General features: G+C 61.5%; 15 protein-coding genes. 10 read left to right on the top strand and 5 right to left on the bottom strand.

What is annotated here, in order from left to right:
- Positions 1–50 precede the first annotated feature (50 nt).
- Together CHEJ32_RS0111980 and guaB are read left to right on the top strand one after the other, a co-directional pair.
- Positions 51–866 carry a DUF2243 domain-containing protein gene (locus tag CHEJ32_RS0111980; protein ID WP_028034093.1) on the top strand — a complete coding sequence of 272 codons (816 nt, stop codon included), beginning with the start codon at positions 51–53 and terminating at the stop codon, positions 864–866.
- 163 nt (positions 867–1,029) lie between these two features.
- Positions 1,030–2,532, top strand: coding sequence for an IMP dehydrogenase (guaB, locus tag CHEJ32_RS0111975; protein WP_028034092.1), 1,503 nt, complete (start codon positions 1,030–1,032; stop codon positions 2,530–2,532).
- Positions 2,533–2,709: 177 nt separating this feature from the next.
- Here the strand turns inward: guaB and CHEJ32_RS0111970 are convergent, their stop codons facing one another.
- On the bottom strand, positions 2,710–3,414 hold the full coding sequence (locus CHEJ32_RS0111970; protein ID WP_028034091.1) for an MIP family channel protein: 705 nt from the start codon (positions 3,412–3,414) through the stop codon (positions 2,710–2,712).
- A 75-nt stretch (positions 3,415–3,489) separates the two neighbouring features.
- Positions 3,490–4,410 (bottom strand): hydrogen peroxide-inducible genes activator, encoded by a 921-nt coding sequence (locus CHEJ32_RS0111965; RefSeq protein ID WP_028034090.1) that lies wholly within the window; start codon positions 4,408–4,410, stop codon positions 3,490–3,492.
- A 130-nt stretch (positions 4,411–4,540) separates the two neighbouring features.
- On the opposite strand from CHEJ32_RS0111965, the gene katA reads away from it, so the two are divergent.
- The 6 genes from katA to CHEJ32_RS0111935 all read left to right on the top strand — a co-directional run bounded on the left by katA (position 4,541) and on the right by CHEJ32_RS0111935 (position 12,483).
- Positions 4,541–6,046, top strand: coding sequence for a catalase KatA (gene katA / locus CHEJ32_RS0111960; protein ID WP_028034089.1), 1,506 nt, complete (start codon positions 4,541–4,543; stop codon positions 6,044–6,046).
- 278 nt (positions 6,047–6,324) lie between these two features.
- Positions 6,325–7,059 (top strand): LuxR family transcriptional regulator, encoded by a 735-nt coding sequence (locus tag CHEJ32_RS0111955; RefSeq protein ID WP_028034088.1) that lies wholly within the window; start codon positions 6,325–6,327, stop codon positions 7,057–7,059.
- Positions 7,060–7,148: 89 nt separating this feature from the next.
- The gene (locus CHEJ32_RS0111950; RefSeq protein ID WP_028034087.1) at positions 7,149–7,787 is read left to right on the top strand and encodes an acyl-homoserine-lactone synthase; all 639 of its coding nucleotides are present in this window, start codon (positions 7,149–7,151) and stop codon (positions 7,785–7,787) included.
- A 163-nt stretch (positions 7,788–7,950) separates the two neighbouring features.
- Positions 7,951–9,237 carry an RsmB/NOP family class I SAM-dependent RNA methyltransferase gene (locus tag CHEJ32_RS0111945; protein WP_028034086.1) on the top strand — a complete coding sequence of 429 codons (1,287 nt, stop codon included), beginning with the start codon at positions 7,951–7,953 and terminating at the stop codon, positions 9,235–9,237.
- Positions 9,238–9,414: 177 nt separating this feature from the next.
- Entirely contained in the window at positions 9,415–10,398 is a 984-nt protein-coding gene (locus CHEJ32_RS0111940; RefSeq protein ID WP_028034085.1) for a sugar-binding transcriptional regulator, read from the top strand.
- A gap of 30 nt (positions 10,399–10,428) precedes the next feature.
- Positions 10,429–12,483: a bifunctional aldolase/short-chain dehydrogenase gene (locus tag CHEJ32_RS0111935; RefSeq protein ID WP_028034084.1), complete on the top strand. Its 2,055-nt coding sequence runs from the start codon at positions 10,429–10,431 to the stop codon at positions 12,481–12,483.
- 241 nt (positions 12,484–12,724) lie between these two features.
- Here the strand turns inward: CHEJ32_RS0111935 and CHEJ32_RS0111930 are convergent, their stop codons facing one another.
- From CHEJ32_RS0111930 to CHEJ32_RS0111920, 3 genes are all read right to left on the bottom strand, one after another.
- Complete coding sequence (locus tag CHEJ32_RS0111930; RefSeq protein WP_028034083.1) at positions 12,725–13,780, bottom strand: substrate-binding domain-containing protein; 1,056 nt, start codon at positions 13,778–13,780, stop codon at positions 12,725–12,727.
- A gap of 30 nt (positions 13,781–13,810) precedes the next feature.
- A complete protein-coding gene (locus tag CHEJ32_RS0111925; RefSeq protein ID WP_051469622.1) occupies positions 13,811–14,866 on the bottom strand; it encodes an ABC transporter permease in 1,056 nt (351 codons plus the stop codon).
- A 62-nt stretch (positions 14,867–14,928) separates the two neighbouring features.
- Positions 14,929–16,440 carry a sugar ABC transporter ATP-binding protein gene (locus tag CHEJ32_RS0111920; protein WP_028034081.1) on the bottom strand — a complete coding sequence of 504 codons (1,512 nt, stop codon included), beginning with the start codon at positions 16,438–16,440 and terminating at the stop codon, positions 14,929–14,931.
- Positions 16,441–16,554: 114 nt separating this feature from the next.
- On the opposite strand from CHEJ32_RS0111920, the gene mtnK reads away from it, so the two are divergent.
- Complete coding sequence (gene mtnK / locus CHEJ32_RS0111915) at positions 16,555–17,814, top strand: S-methyl-5-thioribose kinase (protein ID WP_028034080.1); 1,260 nt, start codon at positions 16,555–16,557, stop codon at positions 17,812–17,814.
- Positions 17,815–17,830: 16 nt separating this feature from the next.
- Positions 17,831–18,937, top strand: coding sequence for an S-methyl-5-thioribose-1-phosphate isomerase (gene mtnA, locus CHEJ32_RS0111910; protein ID WP_028034079.1), 1,107 nt, complete (start codon positions 17,831–17,833; stop codon positions 18,935–18,937).
- Positions 18,938–19,071 lie beyond the last annotated feature (134 nt).

The raw sequence follows: 19,071 nt of genomic DNA, 5'->3' as shown, positions 1-19,071 counted from the left end.
AACTGCGACGGGCGCTTGTTGTTCGGCACTGGACCGGAAGAGGAGCTGACATGAGCGTCGCAGTCGGGGGTGGGCGAAGGGAATTTTCGGCCGAGTATCGATGGGCGGGTTATCTGCTTGGCTTTGCCATAGGCGGTTTTTTCGACGGCATCCTGCTCCACCAGATCCTGCAGTGGCATCATCTTCTTTCCGGGCTCGGCGACGGCGGGCCTGGTGACCTGCGATTCCAGATCCTTGCCGATGGCCTGTTCCATCTGATGATGTATGTCTTGTTGTTGCTGGGCCTATGGCTTCTATGGCGCGCCCGAGCCACATTTTCGCTGCCGCCGGGCAACCGCCTGATCCTTGGGAACGCGCTGATAGGATTTGGCGCCTGGCATATTCTTGATGGAATTCTTTCTCACTGGGTGCTCGGGATCCACCGTATACGAATGGATTCGGCCGTTCCGTTGTTTTGGGACCTGCTCTGGTTCTTCCTTTTCGGCGTCGTGTTCGTTCTGGCGGGCTTGTTTTTCAGGTCCAGCGGAAGCTCTGGCGCACGCAACACCAGCTTCAGTTCGGCGGCTCTTTCCGTCTTTGCCCTGGTAAGCGGCGCGGCGGCGGCACTGCCGCCGGCCGACAATGGCAACGTGCTCGTCGTATTCCGGCCAGGCGTGTCTCCGGCGCAGGCGCTTTCCGCCGTAACCGAGATAGACGGACGGTTGATCTGGTCGGACAAATCCGATCAGCTTTGGGCAATCGCGTTGCCGCGGGATGCCAGCGTCTGGCCGCTTTACCGAAACGGCGCACTGCTCGTAAGCGGCTCGCCCGTGGTCGCGGGCTGCCTCAACTGGTTCAGCAGAACAGAGATGCCATCAGAGGCATAGATCCCTGGTGAGATAATTTCGAGCGGGGCCAGCCTGCATCTTTCCTTCGGCCAACAGACGTGTTACCAGCCCTTGCCAATCCGCAAAGGGTTAAAAGAGTCGGGCGCGGTGTTGTTTGAAACAACGGCCAGCGTCGGTTGTTTTTATTTTTCAGGATTCGGCCATGGCAAAAATCATCCAGACTCCCACCGGCGCGGAAGCGCTCACCTTTGATGACGTGCTCCTTCAGCCCGGTCATTCAGAAGTCATGCCTGGCCAGACCGATGTGAGCACGCGGATTGCGGGCGACATCGAGCTCAATATCCCGATCCTTTCGGCAGCAATGGACACGGTCACGGAAGCGCGCCTCGCCATCGCCATGGCGCAGGCCGGCGGGATCGGGGTGATCCACCGAAACCTTTCCCCTGCCGAACAGGCTGAGGAAGTGCGGCAGGTGAAGAAATTCGAGTCCGGCATGGTGATAAATCCCGTCACCATCGGGCCGGACGCAACGCTCGCCGACGCTCATTCCCTGATGAACGCCCACCGTATTTCGGGAATCCCGGTGGTGGAAAATGGTGGACTGGGCGGCCATACGGTCGGCAAGCTGATTGGCATCCTCACCAATCGCGACGTTCGCTTCGCTTCGAACCCGAAGCAGCCCGTGCGCGAACTGATGACCTATGACCGGCTGATTACCGTGCAGGAGGGGGTAAGCCAGGAAGAAGCAAAGCGCCTGTTGCATCAGCATCGGATCGAAAAACTGCTCGTCGTAGACGATGCGGGCAATTGCGTGGGCTTGATCACCGTCAAGGATATCGAAAAATCCCAGCTCAATCCGAATGCCTGCAAGGATGCGCAGGGGCGCCTGCGCGTGGCCGCGGCGACGAGCGTCGGCGATGACGGTTTCGAGCGGGCGGAGCGACTGATCGATGCCGGGGTGGACCTTCTGGTCATCGATACGGCTCATGGACACTCACAACGCGTGCTCGATGCCGTGACGCGCGCGAAGACGCTTTCCAACGCGGTCCGCATCATTGCCGGCAATGTTGCCACCGCGGATGGAACGAAGGCGCTGATCGATGCGGGCGCGGATGGCGTGAAGGTCGGCATCGGGCCCGGCTCGATCTGCACCACCCGTGTGGTGGCCGGCGTCGGCGTGCCGCAACTCGCCGCAATCATGTCTGCCGTCGAGGCGGCTCAAAAACAGGGTGTCTCGGTCGTCGCCGACGGCGGCATCAAGTTCTCCGGCGATCTCGCAAAGGCGCTCGCGGCCGGTGCGAGCGCGGCCATGATCGGCTCCCTTCTCGCAGGCACGGATGAAACGCCGGGCGAGGTGTTCCTTTATCAGGGGCGCTCATTCAAAGCCTATCGCGGCATGGGCTCGGTTGGCGCGATGGCACGCGGCTCGGCCGACCGCTACTTCCAGGCGGAGGTGCGCGATACGCTGAAGCTGGTGCCGGAGGGCATCGAGGGACAAGTGCCCTACAAGGGTCCTGCGGCCGGCGTCCTTCACCAACTCACAGGCGGTTTGCGGGCAGCGATGGGCTATGTCGGAGCGCACAATCTCCAGGAGTTTCAGGAGAAGGCGACTTTCGTGCGCATTTCCGGCGCCGGGCTTCGCGAAAGCCACCCCCATGACGTGACCATTACGCGCGAGAGCCCGAACTATCCGGGTGCTTCCTGAGCAAAAGGCAGCCAGCCCCGCTCAACAAAAAAGCGCCCGGATAACCGGGCGCTTTTTCTTTGAGGTTCTCTGCAGCATCGGACCGAAAATCGGAACCGGTTTCGGAAAGCACGATGCAGTCGGTTCAACAACAGCGGCTTTTGTGCATCCGAATGGACGCACCGCGCTATAGAAAACTCAGGCCTGGGCCTTCTTGAGAAGGTCTGGCTGTGTGTTCTCAAGCGCACGAGACTTGTAGACGAGCCCGGCCAGCGCGCCGCCGATCAGCGGAGCGATGATGAACAGCCAGAGCTGCGAGATCGCCGCGCCACCCGAGAACAGCGCCGGTCCGATGGAGCGAGCCGGATTGACCGAGGTGCCGGTGACCGCGATGAAGCAGATATGGATTGCGGTCAGCGTAAGGCCGATGACGAGACCCGCCATTACCGTCGTGTGCCTTTCGGAAGTCACACCCAGGATCACCATGACGAAAATGAAGGTGGCCACGACCTCGCCGATGAACGCGGCGGCAGTCGAATAGTCGCTCCAACCATTGGCGCCGAGGCTGGCGGGTGCACCGCCTGTCTTACCGGACGCGATGATCCAGAGCACCAGCGCGCCCAGAACACCGCCCACAACCTGCGAGATCATGTAAGGCGCGACGTCCTTTGCTGGCAGACGCCCCGCGAGGAACGCCCCCACCGTAACCGCTGGATTGAGGTGGGCGCCTGAAACCGGGCCAACGGCATAAGCCATTGCCACCACGGCAACACCAAAGGCGACCGCTATGCCCAAAGCGCCCCCCGTCGGAATCAGCGGGCCGAAGCCGCCGAGCACCACACTCCCGCACCCGATAAACACCAGGCAGAATGTGCCGAATACTTCCGCTATGTAGGCTCTCATGATCGAATCATCCCCACAATTGTAAATACCGAAACATCCTACAACTTGGGGATAAACGCAATAAATCAGATTAATTTAACTAGGGCGTCCGGTTCTTCCGCCATAACCGAACAAATCCTTGACCGTTTTACTTAGCGCGGAAAAATCCGCTTCGCGTGGGTTGGTCCTGCGCCAGGCGAGACAGATGGTGCGCGAGGGTGCCGGCTCGGCAAAGGGGAGAATGCGGACGCCTTGTTGCGCCTCGGCAGACGCCCGCGCCATTTCCGGTATCAGGGTGACACCGAAACCATGCGCTACAAGCTGGACCAGCGTCATGAGGCTTGTCGCTCCAAAGCTTGCCATCGTAACCGGCTTGACCATGCCGCATATCGCGAGCGCCTGGTTACGCATGCAATGACCATCCTCCAACAGCATCAGCCGTTCCAGCGCCATGCTCTCCTGCGCGACAGGCGGCGCTATCCTCTCCGCTTCCGCCTCGGGAACAGCCAGATAGAAGCGATCCTCAAACAGCAATTCGCATTTGAGCTGGGCGGATTCGATGGGCGCTCCGGCAATCATGCCGTCAAGCCTTCCGCCGCTCGTCTCTTCTATCAACGTGTCCGTCACCGCTTCACGCAATTCCAGCCTCAGGGCGGGAAAATCCTGCCTGAGCCGCGGTAGGAGACGCGGCAGCAGGAACGGCGCGACCGTTGGGATGATCCCCAGTCTGAACCGGTCTTCAAGCGCATTCCTGTCACGCCGGGCCATCTGCTCCAGATCCTCCACCTCGGCAAGGATGCGTTCGATGCGTGGCCGCAGTTCCCGTGCCTCCTGGGTGAGCCGGACAACGCCGCCACCGCGCTCGAAGAGCTGGAACCCAAGCTGCGCTTCCATTTCAGCGATCTGCGCCGACAGGGCCGGCTGCGTCACCCCGCAGGCGGCGGCAGCGCGTCCGAAATGGAGGACGTCGGCCAGTTTCTGGAAATACTGCATCTGTCGAAGGGTCAGTCGCGTCATAAGGATATCTTATCGAGGCAACTAGCAAAGGCAATTGGCCTTTATCACGAACAGCGGCTAGTTTGGAATTGTTCCAATTTAGACACGACGCGCGAGCAGCTTTTTTCCGCGCGATAGCAGGGAGAATTGCATGGCCGAGAAACCGACGCTGACGACCACCGCAGGCGCGCCGATCGCCGACAACCAGAATTCATTGACCGCCGGCGAGCGTGGTCCGGTCCTGCTGCAGGATTACCAGCTCATTGAAAAGCTTGCGCACCAGAACCGTGAGCGCATTCCCGAGCGGGTGGTCCACGCGAAGGGATGGGGCGCGTATGGAACGCTCAAGATCACGGGCGACATTTCCAAATATACGCGTGCAAAGGCGCTGCAGCCGGGCAAGGAAACGCCGCTGCTCCTGCGCTTCTCCACGGTGGCAGGTGAACTCGGCGCGGCCGACGCGGAGCGTGACGTGCGCGGCTTCTCCGTCAAGTTCTATACGGAGGAAGGCAACTGGGATCTCGTGGGCAACAACACCCCCGTCTTCTTCGTGCGCGATCCCTACAAGTTCCCTGACTTCATCCACACGCAGAAGCGACATCCCAAGACCAATCTGCGCTCGCCCAAGGCGATGTGGGATTTCTGGTCGCTGTCGCCGGAATCGCTTCATCAGGTCACGATCCTGATGTCGGACCGGGGTCTGCCCGTCAGCCCGATGCACATGAACGGCTATGGTTCGCACACCTACTCGTTCTGGAATGACGCGGGCGAGCGCTACTGGGTGAAGTTCCACTTCAAGACGCTGCAAGGCCACAAATTCCACACCAATGAGGAGGCCGAGCGCGTTATCGGCAAGACCCGCGAGAGCTATCAGGAGGCGCTGTTTGGCGCGATCGAGCGCGGCGAATTCCCGAAGTGGAAGGTGCAGGTGCAGATCATGCCCGAACTCGACGCGGAGAAGACGCCCTACAACCCGTTCGATCTGACGAAGGTCTGGCCGCATGCGGATTATCCGCCGATCGACATCGGCGTTCTCGAGCTCAACCGCAATCCCGAGAACTACTTTGCCGAGATCGAGCAGGCTGCATTTTCTCCGTCGAACATCGTTCCCGGGATCGGTTTCTCGCCGGACAAGATGCTGCAGGCGCGCATCTTCTCCTATGCGGACGCGCACCGCTATCGCCTCGGCACCCACTACGAAGCGCTGCCGGTCAACGCGCCGCGCTGCCCAGTGCACCACTACCACAAGGACGGCCAGATGAACTTCTTCGGCCAGAAGACCGGCAATGTGGATGCGTATTACGAGCCGAACAGCGTTCCAGGCGCCGCCGTCGAGCAGCCTTCGGCAAAGGAGCCGCCACTGCGGATCTCGGGGGATGCGGAGCGCTATAACCACCGGGTCGGCAACGACGATTATTCGCAGCCGCGCGCCCTCTTCAACCTGTTCGACGCCGAGCAGAAAGCAAGGCTGTTCTCGAACATCGCCGCTGCCATGACGGGGGTTCCGGGCGAGATCATCGAGCGCCAGCTCGTCCATTTCGACCGCATCCATCCCGATTACGGCGATGGCGTTCGCGCCGCCCTGAAAGAATTGCATGGTTATGTCGCCAACGCCATTCCCGTCACCAATGCCACGCCGCAGGCTGCCGCTCAGTAACGGACCACCTTTTCGAAACAGAAAAAGGGCGTGGAGAAATCCGCGCCCTTTTTTGCTGCCACGAGCAGTCTTCGCCTGCCGTCTCACATACTTCCAGCCACCACCGCGCTATTTGTAAAATATCCGTGACCGGTTGGTACGATTTGGGAGGCGGTCTACCACAAAAAGAAGATTAGCGTTTCGGCATCACTCAACCTGCGCATGTATTATCAAGTACTTGAAGTGTTTTTATAATCATGTTCATGTTCAAGCCTGCGGCGGAAACAGGGGGGTAATCCATGAACGCAATCAGACAGGCTTATGAGGAGACCCAGTGGGCGGCGGCCATCGATGCCGTCACCCGTTCACCATCCGTGGAAACGGCCGTGCAGGTCTTGCGGCTCGCCTATGGCCTGGACCATGCCACCTTCCAGGTGGCCAAGAGCATCGCCGGCACTTTCGACACCCCCTATGTCAAAAGCACCTATCCCGCCGAGTGGGTCAAACGCTATCTGCTGCGCAACTACGTCAATGTTGATCCGGTAGTCAGGCACGGCTTCGCCGCGCAAGAGCCCTTCGGCTGGGAAAGCCTGGAGCTTTCTCCCGCCGAGCATCAGCTTATGGCGGAGGCAAAAGCCTTCGGGCTTGGCGCAAACGGTTATTCCATTCCCATTGTCGATCGCGAGGGGCGGCGCTCGCTGCTTTCGGTGACGTCTTCCAGAAGCCCGGACGAATGGACTGCCTTCCTCGACGGCCATTCTGCCGCTCTCGCCGAGATCGGACAAAGGCTACATCGCCAGGCGATCCTCGAAATCTATGGCGAGGAGGACCATTTCCCGCATCTGAGTCCGCGGGAAGTGGAGTGCCTGCGATGGACAGCCCGCGGGAAGGACTATCGCGCTATTGCGATCATCCTTCAACTGTCGGCAAACACGGTGCGCGCCTACCTTAAATCGGTGCGCAACAAGCTTGACTGCAGCACGCTTTCACAGGCGGTTGCGAAGGCCGTTCACTTCAGGATCATCTCCTTGTGACCCCTCCCATATGGGGGCGATCATTTGGGGCGATTTTTCTCCGCCTGACCCCATAGGACAATCCCTTCGCCCAAGATGCGGAGGGAACTATGTTCATATCCATCGCGCCTGACCAGATCGATGAGCATGCAGATGTTCTCGACCAGATGTTTCGCCTGCGCAAGCAGGTCTTCCACGATGCTCTGAAATGGGAGGTTTCGCTCGTTGGGCACTATGAACGGGATCACTACGACACGCTGGGGCCGGTTTATCTCGCCTGGTACGATCCGGAGCGGGTTGCCCTTTACGCATCCATGCGGCTGCTTCCGACGACCGGCCCAACTCTACTTTTCGACGTGTTTCGCGAGACCATGCCGGACGCCTCCTTGGCAGCACCCGGGATCTGGGAGGCGACCCGTGCATGCATCCATTCCGGAAATCTCGCACGCGACTTTCCAGGCATGGATGCCGGCAAGGCGTTCGGCATTTTGGCATTGGCCGCCATAGAATGGTGCCGGGTTAACGGCGTCAGGGCATTGGTGGCCAATTACGAGCCGGCCTGGCAGCGCATCTATGACAGGATGGGCGCGTTTCCTAAACAGGTCGGCAGGGCCGAAGGATTTGGCCGCCAGCCCGTGTGCTGCGGCGTTTTCGAAATATCCGACCGGGTGATAATGCGGATGCGGACAGCGCTCGCTTGCAATGGTCCGGTTTACCACCGCCAGGCCAGGGAACTTGTTGCGGCCTGATCAATCCTGATTGCGGGGCCCGATTTTCATCAGCTCCTACGATGTTCCTCCCCCAACTTGGGGCGCAGAGCAATCTGCGCCCTCTTCTTTTCTTTGCCACTTGTACATCCACGCCTCTCGGGTTAGCCAGAGCCCCAAGACGGGTATACCGGAAAGGCTCATCATGCGACTTGGCGGGCGGCTTGCTGCGGCCATCGAGATTCTCGAGGACATCGAAACACGTCACCGTCCCGCGGCGGATGCGATGCGGGACTGGGGGCTGTCACATCGTTTCGCCGGAGCGGGCGATCGGGCGGCCATTGGCAATTTCGTCTACGACGCTTTGCGCCGGCGGCGTGAGGCAGCCTGGATCTTCGATGCAGAGACGGCCCGCACGCTGGTTCTGGGCGCTTACCTCATCGAGAACGGTGTTTCACCAGAACAACTCATCGGCTCTCTTCAAGACGACCGCTTTGGCCCACCCTCGCTGATCGAGGAGGAGCTCGGGACTCTCCGTTCCAGGCTTTCGGAAGATCTGCCGGCCTCCGTGCGCGCCAATGCGCCGGATTGGTGTGAGACGCTGATGGAAAGGGCATTCGGCTCCGAGTGGGCCGGGGAAGGCGCTGCCCTCGCCTCGCGGCCGCCTCTCGACATGCGGGCGAATCGCCTGAAAGCGACGCGGGAGAAGGTGCTTTCGGCCCTGTCGCGAACCGGCGCAGTCCCGGCGGCGCTGGCGCCGAACGGCCTTCGCATAGCGCCGATTTCAGGCGATGGCCGCCATCCCAATGTGCAGGCGGAGCCGGCTTTCCAGAAAGGCTGGTTCGAGGTGCAGGACGAAGGTTCGCAGATTGTAGCAGAACTGGCAGGACCCGCTCAGGGCGAGCAGGTGCTCGATTTCTGCGCAGGTGCGGGCGGCAAGACCCTGGCCTTCTCCGCGATGATGGACAATCGCGGGCAGGTCCACGCCTATGACGCGGACCGGCAGCGGCTCGCGCCCATCTTTGAACGGCTCAAGCGGGCAGGATGCCGAAACGTGCAGGTGGTCACGGAAGCTCCGCAACTGGAGCGCCTTGCGGGCCAAATGGATCTGGTGGTGGTGGACGCGCCCTGCACCGGCTCCGGCACGTGGCGCCGTCGCCCGGATGCGAAATGGCGTCTTACGGCCCAGCAGCTCGAGACCCGGCGCACGGAGCAGTCCACAATCCTCGACGCCGCAAGCCGATATGTTCGGTCTGGAGGGCGGCTCGCCTACATCACCTGCTCGATCTTCCAGGAAGAGAACGCGGATCAGGCTGCCGCCTTCCTGGCCCGCTCGCCCGAGTTCCGCCCGGTCGATTACGAAGCGTATTGGCATCAACGTCTTCCAGGAGCGAAGGCAAAGCCGCGCCTGGCCAATGGCATTACGCTCACACCCGCCACGACCGATACCGACGGTTTTTACTTCGCCTGCTTCGAGCGGATCTCGGCGTAAGGTCGCGATAGGCCGCGATTTCTAAATCTCCGCCCCACGGCTGCAGGCTTTGCCGTGCCGGCCGATCGTTGTCGGCTGCGCATTTTCGTGGCCTTAAGCCGGCATCTCACCTGGGGGAGAGGGGTCTGATTGACTTTTGTTAATGGCCATGAATAATGTCTAATCCGAGGAGGAAAGATGGCGCTTCGTTCTGCAGAACAGATCGTCCACAAGGCCGCCTGGCTTTATTACACGCACGGGCTGCGGCAGGACGAGGTAGCCCAGCGGCTCAATATTTCGCGCGCGTCGGTGGCGCTTTATCTGCGCCGCGCACGAGAAATGGGGATCGTCACCATCTCCACTTCCACCGATCTCTTCCGCGACGACATGATGGCCCGCCAGTTGGAGGACGCTTACGGGCTCGACTCCGTTTGGATGGTGAGCGAGGAAGGGTTGGCGCACGATGCGGCCGCGGAAATTCCGACGCTGGCGGCGAATGTTTTTCTCGAAATGGTGCACAATGGCGATCGCGTGGGCGTCGCCTGGGGCCGTACGGTATACGCGATGGCGGACGCCATGTCCTATGCGGACCGGCAGGACGTCACGGTCGTGGAACTCTGCGGCAATCTCGGCTCGCCCTATTCCTATCGGCCGGACCAATGCACCATGGAGATTGCGCGCAGGCTGAACGCCAAAGGCTTGAACTGCTATGCACCGCTGGTGCTGAGCACCGAAGAGCTTGCGCGGCAATTGCGCGAAGAACCGGTCATTCGCGAGCAGTTGGAAGGGGTCAGTTCCTGCGACCTTGCGCTTTTCACTGTCGGCACCCTCAACGAAGACAGCCATGTGATCAAATGCGGCGCGCTGAGCCTGAAGGAATTTTCCGACATCAAGCGGAAGGGCGGGGTCGGTGTCATTGCAGGCCAGGTGATCACCGAGGAAGGCACATTGCTCGACTGCGACTACAATCGCCGCATGATCTCGGCTGATTTCGACGCCATTCGCGCCATTCCACGCCGGCTGATGGTGGTGCAGGAGGACGAGAAGTTCGAGCCGCTCCTGGCCGCGCTCAAAGGCCGGTTTTCGACACATCTCGTGCTAACGTCGCGCATGGCCAAACGCCTGCTCGACCACGCAAACGCAACTCAATCCAAGGACGAAGCCACACGCGCAACCGCGTGAAGCCCCTCAATGATGACAGGCGGGAAGACGATGCAGAACCTCTGGAACGACAGCGAAGCCGAAAAGCTCGTAAACGCCTATGGCGCAAAGGGAGTGGATCGCGATCTGGCGCTTCGGGTCTATACGACGCGGCTTCTGGGCGGCGAGCCCAGGCTTGTGCTCCATGGCGGCGGTAACACCTCTCTGAAAACCAAGACCAGGGATCTGCTCGGCCAGGAATGGGACGTGCTCTGCGTAAAGGGCAGCGGCTGGGACATGGCGGTGATCGAGCCGGCCGGCCTGCCGGCCGTCAAGATGGAGGCGCTGCTCGCCGCGCGAAAGCTGGACCAGCTGTCGGATGAAGACATGGTGGCGATGCAGAGGGCGAATCTCATCGACCCGTATGCGCCCAACCCTTCCATCGAAACGCTTCTGCACGCATTTCTTCCGCATAAATTCGTCGATCATACGCATTCGACGGCCATTCTGGCTTTGGTGGACCAGAAGGAAAGCGAGCCGCTCTGCCGCGAGGTCTTCGGCAAGCGCCTGGGTTTCGTGCCGTATATCAAGCCGGGCTTTGACCTCGCCAAGGCGGCGGCCGAGATCTACGAGTCGGATCCTTCCGTCGAGGGCCTGATCCTGGACAAGCACGGCATCTTCACCTTCGCCGAAGGGGCGAAGGAAGCCTACGATCTCATGATCGAGTTCGTGACGCTGGCGGAGGAATTCGTGGCGAGAAAGGGCAGGAAGCCGTTTTCCGCGGCCGCCCTGCCCTCCTCGCTCGCATCACCTTCTGAGATCGCGCCCTATCTGCGCGGTGCGGTGGCAGTCGACCATGGCGAAGGCCGGTTTGATCGCATGGTCTGCGATTTCCGTACGTCGCCCAAGATCCTGGATTATGTGAACGCCGATACGGCGGAGGATCTCGCCAGGCGCGGCGTCTCAACGCCTGATCTCTCGATCCGCATCAAGACGGGTCCCATGGTTCTGCCGGCGCCTGAAACTGGCAAGCTGGAGGACTATTCCAACATCGTCCGTGAGCGGGTGGCGGAGTACTCCAACCGATACCGGGATTATTTCGAAACCAATGACGCGCGGGACGACGTGACGCGCACCATGCTCGACCCCATGCCGCGGCTGACGCTCGTTCGCGGTCTGGGGCTTTTCGGCCACGGCCGCAGCCTCAAAGAGGCCAAGATCGCTGCCGATGTGGGTGAAATGCTGATCGAGGCAGTGACCGGAGCCGAAGCGATCGGCTCGTTCCACCCGCTGGCGCTCTCCGATCTTTTCGAGCTGGAATACTGGTCCCTGGAACAGGCGAAACTCGCCTCCAACAAGCCGAAGCCGCTCTCCGGCCAAGTCATGCTCGTGACAGGGGGCGCAGGCGCTATCGGCGCGGCCACAGCAAAACTGTTCGCCTCCTATGGCGCGCATGTGGTCGTGGTCGATCTCGACGGGGAGAACGCCCAGGCCGCAGCCAAGGACGCCGGCAACAACTCGATAGGGATCGGTGCGGACGTAACGAATCCGGCAGACGTGCGTGGAGCCTTCGACAAGGCGGTGAATACCTATGGCGGCGTCGATATCGTGATCTCGAATGCCGGTGCGGCCTGGGAGGGCAGGATCGGCGAGGTCGACGACGCTCTGCTCAGGAAAAGCTTCGAGCTCAATTTCTTCGCCCATCAGAGCGTAGCAAGCAATGCGGTGCGCATCTTCAAGATGCAGAAGACAGGCGGCGTTCTGCTCTTCAACACCTCCAAGCAGGCGGTCAATCCGGGGCCGAATTTCGGCGCCTATGGCCTGCCAAAGGCGGCCACCCTCTTCCTTTCCCGCCAGTATGCGATTGATTATGGCGCGATCGGCGTGCGCTCCAACGCGGTGAACGCCGACCGCATCCGCTCGGGGCTCTTGACGGACGAGATGATCGCCAACCGGGCCAAGGCACGCGGCGTTTCGGAAAAGGAATATATGGGCGGGAACCTGCTCGGCCTCGAAGTGCGGGCCGAGGATGTGGCGCAGGCCTTCCTGCATCAGGCGCTGGCCGAGCGCACCACCGGCAATGTGACAACCGTCGACGGCGGCAATATCGCGGCCGCGTTGAGATAGGCGTCACTTCGTCATCCCCGCCTGAGCGAAGCGAGAGCCGGACCCATTTACCGCTGGACGTCGAGCACGGGCCGCTCGTCGTGGCGTTCTTCAGGATCGCTTGTGGCTTTGCGGAACCGCTGAGGTCTCTGGGGTTCAGGATAGCCTACGGCGCGCTCCGGCTTCCAGGATAACCGAAATCAGGGAAGCTGGATAAAGAAAAGGGCGGCCGTGAGCCGCCCTTCTCGATCAGCGCAAAGCTTCAATCCCGCGGCGGGAGGGGCATCCAGGCCGGAACGGCAACATCCGCATGGGCGAACTGCGGCAGCTTCTGCGAGAGTTCTTCCATGTTCTTGATATCCTGTTCGTTCAGCTGAGCCTGCGTGATCAGCGTCGGAGGCACGATCACGCTCTGGCCGGGATCCTCGCCGGCGAGCAGCATGGCGAGCGCGCGAACCGAAACCTCGCCGACAACCGCCGGATTGGTCGCGGCCGTGGCTGCCCAGGCACTGCCCGGCTCGCGCATGGCCGAGATGTCAGCCGTCGAGATATCAGCGGAATAGATCTTGATGTTGCCGGACATGCCAGCCTCGTCCACGGCAATTTTGACGCCCTTGGCGAATTCGTCATAGGGGGCGAAGACCACCTGGACGTCCGGATTGGCGGTGAGCACGGAACGTGCCTGGTTGGCCACGGAATTGGCGATCGGGTTGTCGAGCGTGCCGAACTGCGCCACTTCCTCGATGCCCGGATATTTTTCCTTGAACTCGCGCCAGGTCTCGTCGCGGCGGTCGAGAGGCGCAATGCCGGCGACGTAGACGTAAGCCGCCTTCCAGCTTTCGCCATTGTCCTTGATGGCCTGTTCCAGGGCGAGGCGGGCGAGGTCGCGGTCGGACTGCTCGATCTGCGGGATGGCCTCGTTTTCCACATTCACGTCGAAGGCCACAACCTTGATGCCGGCATCGACCGCGCGCTGGGCGGCTTCCTTCATGGATTCGGTCAGGCCGTGCTGGATGATGATGCCGTCGACGCCGAGGGCGATCGCCTGGTCGACCATATCGGCCTGCAGCGCAGCATCCTGGCGGCTATCGAAAACACGCAGATTGACGCCGAGCGCCTTGGCCTGAGCCTCTACCCCCGAAAGATAGGCCTGGAAGAAGTCACCGGTCGAAAGATAGCGCACCAGCGCGATGTCGACCTCGCCGGGGTTGTCGAACGGCGCGGGTTTGTCCTGCGCGATCGCCGCCACGGGTGCCAGGAAACTCGCCCCCAGAAGGGCAAGCCCAACCTTGCCCAGAACTCTTCTTGTGAAAATCATTTTCTCCTCCATTGAACCGAATTTTCAGCGCTACCGGGCATTGCGGCCGAGCAGCGAGAAAGTGAAGACGAGCGCGATGACGAGCACCGCTCCCTTGACGAAATCCTGCGTGTAATAGGGCACGTTCATCATCGTGAGGCCCTGCAGCAGCACACCCACGAATAGCGCGCCGATAGCGGTGCCGAAAGCATTCGGCTTCGCCGCGCCGAGCACGGCAAAGCCAATCAATGCTGCGGCCACCGCATCGAGCAGAAGATTGTTCCCCGAGGCGATATCGCCGCGCCCGAGACGAGCGGCCAAAAGGATACCACCGATGGAAGAAAAGATGCCGGAGATGACATAGGCCCAGATCTTGTATGCCTTGACCGGCGCGCCGGCGAACTCCGCCGCCCGCGCATTGGAACCTACGGCATACATCATGCGGCCGAAGCGCGTGTATTCCAGGAAAAACCAGATAAGCACCGCAAGCACGATGAGCACGACCACCGAGGCTGGCACGAGATCGGGAATGAAGAAATCGAAGCGATGCCGGCCCAGCGCCAGGAAATTAGCGCTGAAGGTGCCGGCAGCGGTCGAGCCGTCGGGCATGGTCATGCCGGCGGCGATGGAGCGGCCCTCGGTCGGGATGCGCTGGAGGCCGATCAGCAGGAACATCATGCCGAGCGTGGCGAGCAGATCCGGCACGCGCATATAGCAGATGATCAGCCCGTTGATCAGGCCGACCAGCGCACCGATGGCCAGGCAGACGAGCACCGCCACCAATGCGTTCTGCTCCATGACCACCATCACATAGGCCGCGGCCATCATTGCGCTTGTGGCGATCGAGCCGATGGAGAGGTCGAAGCCGCCCACCACCATGGTGGCGGTCACGCCGAGCGCCAGGATTCCCGTTATGGAGACCGACTGGAGGATGAAAACGGCTGCTTGCGGCGAGGCGAAGCCGCGCGTGGCGAGCGAGAAGAAAACGATGAGACCAGCCAGCAGAAGCAGGAAACCATAGCGGATGGCGAGTTCGCGCAGGGAAAGGCGGGCGCCGCCGGATGGCTGGGCTTCCGTGACAGGCTTTCCGACGAGATCGCTACTCATGGTCACCTCTCATGATCCTCGGTGCTCGGGGGCGCGAAGAGACGCCCGCATTTCCGGATATCTCATGCAGCATCGCCGATGCCCCTCCCCGCCACATCGGCCAGCAGGCGCTCCATGTCGACTTCCGCGCTGCGGTGCTCCCCGACGATCGTGTGCTCAGACATCACGAGGATGCGGTCCGCCGTTTCCAGCGCCTCGTCCAATTCCGTGAGGAAAAGGAGCGTGGCGCGATCCGCCGCGCTCTCGCGCAGCTTGGCGGCGATATCGTGCCGAGCGGCGATGTCCACGCCCTGGAAGGGCTCATCCAGGATCAGGAGCCGGGAGGGTTGTGAAAGCCAGCGCGCGACGGTCACCTTCTGCTGGTTGCCGCCCGACAGCGTTGCAAGATCGTCGCGCTCGGAGCGGCAGACGATCTTCAGATCCTTGATCTGTTCCCGTGCCTTTGCCCGCTCCGCACGGCGCCGCGCCACGCCGAAATGCGAGAAACGAGGCAGAAACGGCAGGCTCATATTCTCGTAGATGTTGAAATCCGGCACGATGCCCGTCTGCGCGCGATCCTTCGCGACGAGAAAGACGCCGCGGGCAATGGCTTCCGCCGGCGCTTTCGGCCGGTAAACGCTGCCGTCGAGCTGCATCGTCCCCCCAAGCGGGGCGTGAATGCCATATAGGGTCTCGGCGAGCCGTGTCTTGCCGACGCCGACGAGCCCCGTCACTGCCACCACTTCACCCGCTCCGAGCGTAAGCGAAAACGGTCGGCCAGCCGGTGATATCAGTAGCCCTTCGGCAGAAAAGATCGGGCGTGAAGCAGCACGGGAGGCTATGCCGCTCCGGCCGAGATTGCGCCCGAGCATTGCGTTCACCGCACCCTCATAATCGAGCGGCTTCTCCTCGAAACGGCCAACGATCTGGCCATCGCGCAAGCTGAAGATGCGGTCCGCAAGCCTCCGGATGTCGGACATGCGATGGGAAATATAGAGGATGGCGACACCGCGCGCGCGCAGCCGGTCGATCAGGTCAAACAGACGCGCGGCCTCATTGGCCGAAAGCGAAGAGGTCGGCTCGTCCAGGATCATGACCTTCGGCTCGTGCGCCATCGCTCGGGCGATGGCGACCATCTGCCGGTCGGCGAGCGGCAGTTCGGTCACATCGGCGGAAAGATCGAGGCGCAGGCCCATGCGGGCCGCCACGTCCGCTGCCTCGCGGCGCACGCGACGCGGATTGAAGAAGATTCCGCGGCCCGTATCATTCAGCCGATCAAGCACCAGGTTTGTGGCGACGTCGAGTGCACCGACCACCCCGTCATTGATGTTCTGATGCACGGTAACCACGCCGGCGCGCATCGCTTCTGCGGGGGTGGCGGGCAGGAAAGGCGCGTCTGCCAACATCATCACGCCTCGATCAGCCTGATGAATGCCGCTCATGATCTTCACAAGCGTCGACTTACCGGCGCCATTGGCGCCCATAAGAACGGTGACCTCGCCGGCGCGAAGCTCCATCGCGACGCCGCGCAAGACATCGTTGGGGCCGAATGATTTTCCGAGACCCGCAATGCGGAAGATGGCGCCCTCTGCCATGATTTCCTCCCACCTCGGACGCTATCAGGTGCCGAGCATTTGTCAACACCATTGAAAAATGACAAACCACTTGCTAGCGTGAGAGGGTGATGCGGAGGAGGATGGAGGAGACCCATGCATGGCAGCGCGTTTCAGCCCCTGACGGTGGAGACCTTGCCTGAACGCCTCGTAAGGGTGACCGCGGTCGCGGAGCATGTCGGCGGCACAGGATCGAGCTGGAGGGTGCGCGAGGTAGGCGATGGTAACCTCAACCTCGTCTTCATCGTCGAGGGAGACAGGGGCGCGGTCGTTGTCAAGCAGGCGCTTCCCTACGTGCGCCTCGTCGGCGATAGCTGGCCGCTGCCGCTGAAGCGTTCCTTCTTCGAATATCACGCGCTGACGCGCCAGGAGAAGCGAGCGCCAGGCCAGGTGCCGGCCATTTACCATTTCGACGAGCAGCAGGCGCTGATCGTAATGGAATACCTGTCGCCGCATATCATTCTGCGGCGGGCACTGATCCAAGGACGGCAGCTTCCGCGCATCGCAGAGGATCTCGGCCTCTTCATGGCGCGCACGCTCTTCCGCGGCTCCGACCTTCACATGGAAACGCGCGACCGCAAGGCGGATCTAGCGCTCTTCGCCGAGAATGTGGAGCTCTGCGACATCACCGAGAATCTCGTCTTCACCGACCCTTATTTCTCCGCCCCCATGAACCGGCACACGCCGGAACTCGGTCCGGTGGTCGCGGAGCTCAGGGCCGACCGTGACCTGAAAGTCGAAGCCCAGAAGCTGAAGCATCTTTTCGCCGCCAAGGCGGAAACCCTAGTGCATGGAGACCTGCACACGGGCTCGGTCATGGTGACGGAAAGCGACACGCGCATCATCGATCCTGAATTCGCCTTCTATGGGCCAATGGCGTTCGATGTGGGCATGCTGCTCTCCAATTACTGGATGGCTTTTTTCTCCCAGCGTGGGCATGAAGCGGAGGGTTCCCGCGAGGACATGCGCGCCTATCTAGTGCGTGTGATCGAGGAGACCTGGGCCATCTTCCGCGAGGAGTTCGCCAGGCTCTGGCGTACCGAGCGCAGGGGCATGCTCTACCACCGGAGCCTCTATGAAGACCAAGGAGATGCCTTGGGCGCCGAACAGGCGCTGAACCATGTGATCCATGACATCTGGACGGATATGCTGGGCTTTGCGGGCATCGAAATCCACCGGCGGATCCTGGGGCTCGCCCACAATGCCGATTTCGAGAGCATAGAGGATACCAAACTCAGGGCCTCCTGCGAGGCCGCTGCGCTCCGCTTTGGGCGGCATATCGCCGTGAATCGCAAGCACATCAGTTCACTGGCGGAGCTCGACCGGCTGGCGAAGTCGCTCGACCAAGGGCTATGAGCCAAGGAGAAACAGGATGAAGGTCGGAGACAAGCATTACCGCACCATCTGGCTGAACGAAGACGGCTGGTCGGTGGTTCTCATCGACCAGCGCTGGCTGCCGCATCAATTCCGCATCGAGAATGTCCGCACGGTGGCTGGGATCGCGACAGCCATCCGCGATATGTGGGTCCGCGGAGCGCCTCTGATCGGTGTGACGGCTGCCTATGGCGTGGCGATCCGCATGCGGGAAGACCCATCCGATGCGGCTCTGGATGCCGTTTGGCAAGAACTGCATGCGACCCGGCCCACCGCGATCAATCTGCGCTGGGCGCTCGACGCGATGCGCGAGACGCTGCGCCCGCTTCCCGAGGGCGAACGTGCCGCAGCAGCCTATGTGCGGGCGGCAGAGATCGCCGACGAGGACGTGGAACTGAACCGCGCGATCGGCAAGCACGGGCTTTCGATCATCAAGGAGATCGCCAAGCGCAAGAAACCCGGTGAGCCGGTGAACATCCTCACCCACTGCAATGCGGGTTGGCTCGCCACCGTCGATTACGGCACCGCCACCGCGCCGATCTATCTTGCGACTGAAGAGAAAATCCCGGTCCATGTGTATGTGGACGAGACCCGACCGCGCAATCAGGGCGCGCATCTCACGGCGTGGGAAATGGCAGGCCACGGCGTGCCGCACACGCTGATCGTCGACAATGCCGGCGGGCACCTGATGCAGCACGGCTTGGTCGACATGGTGATTGTCGGCACCGACCGTACCACGGCGAATGGCGATGTCTGCAACAAGATCGGCACCTATCTGAAGGCGCTTGCCGCCAAGGACAATGGCGTGCCTTTCTATGTCGGCCTCCCCTCCCCTACGATCGACTGGACTGTGCGCGACGGGGTGAAAGAGATCCCAATCGAGGAACGCTCGGCGGAGGAGGTCTCGCTCGTTTGGGGGAAGACCGCATCAGGCGAGATCACGCAGGTGCGGATCTCGCCTGATGCGACTCCTGCTGCCAATCCTGCCTTCGACGTGACGCCCGCGCGACTCGTGACCGGGCTCATTACGGAACGGGGCGTGGCAGAGGCCTCCGCCGAAGGGCTTTTAAAGCTCTTTCCGGAACGCGGAAGGGCCGCAGCATAGCGTTGTAGCGAGGATTTCCGCCATCTAGTGCAGATCGAGACACCGCGACGCCGTAGATGAATTTCGGCTGCAGCGGCATGGTGATCGACGGCAGAGCGTACTCGGGAGCATAAGCTGCTCTGGCTTCGCCGACG

This window comes from Chelativorans sp. J32 (assembly GCF_000518985.1).
Lineage (GTDB): Bacteria > Pseudomonadota > Alphaproteobacteria > Rhizobiales > Rhizobiaceae > Chelativorans.
Note: the sequence above shows the minus strand (reverse complement) of the source record. Positions and strands in the feature narration are given on the sequence as shown.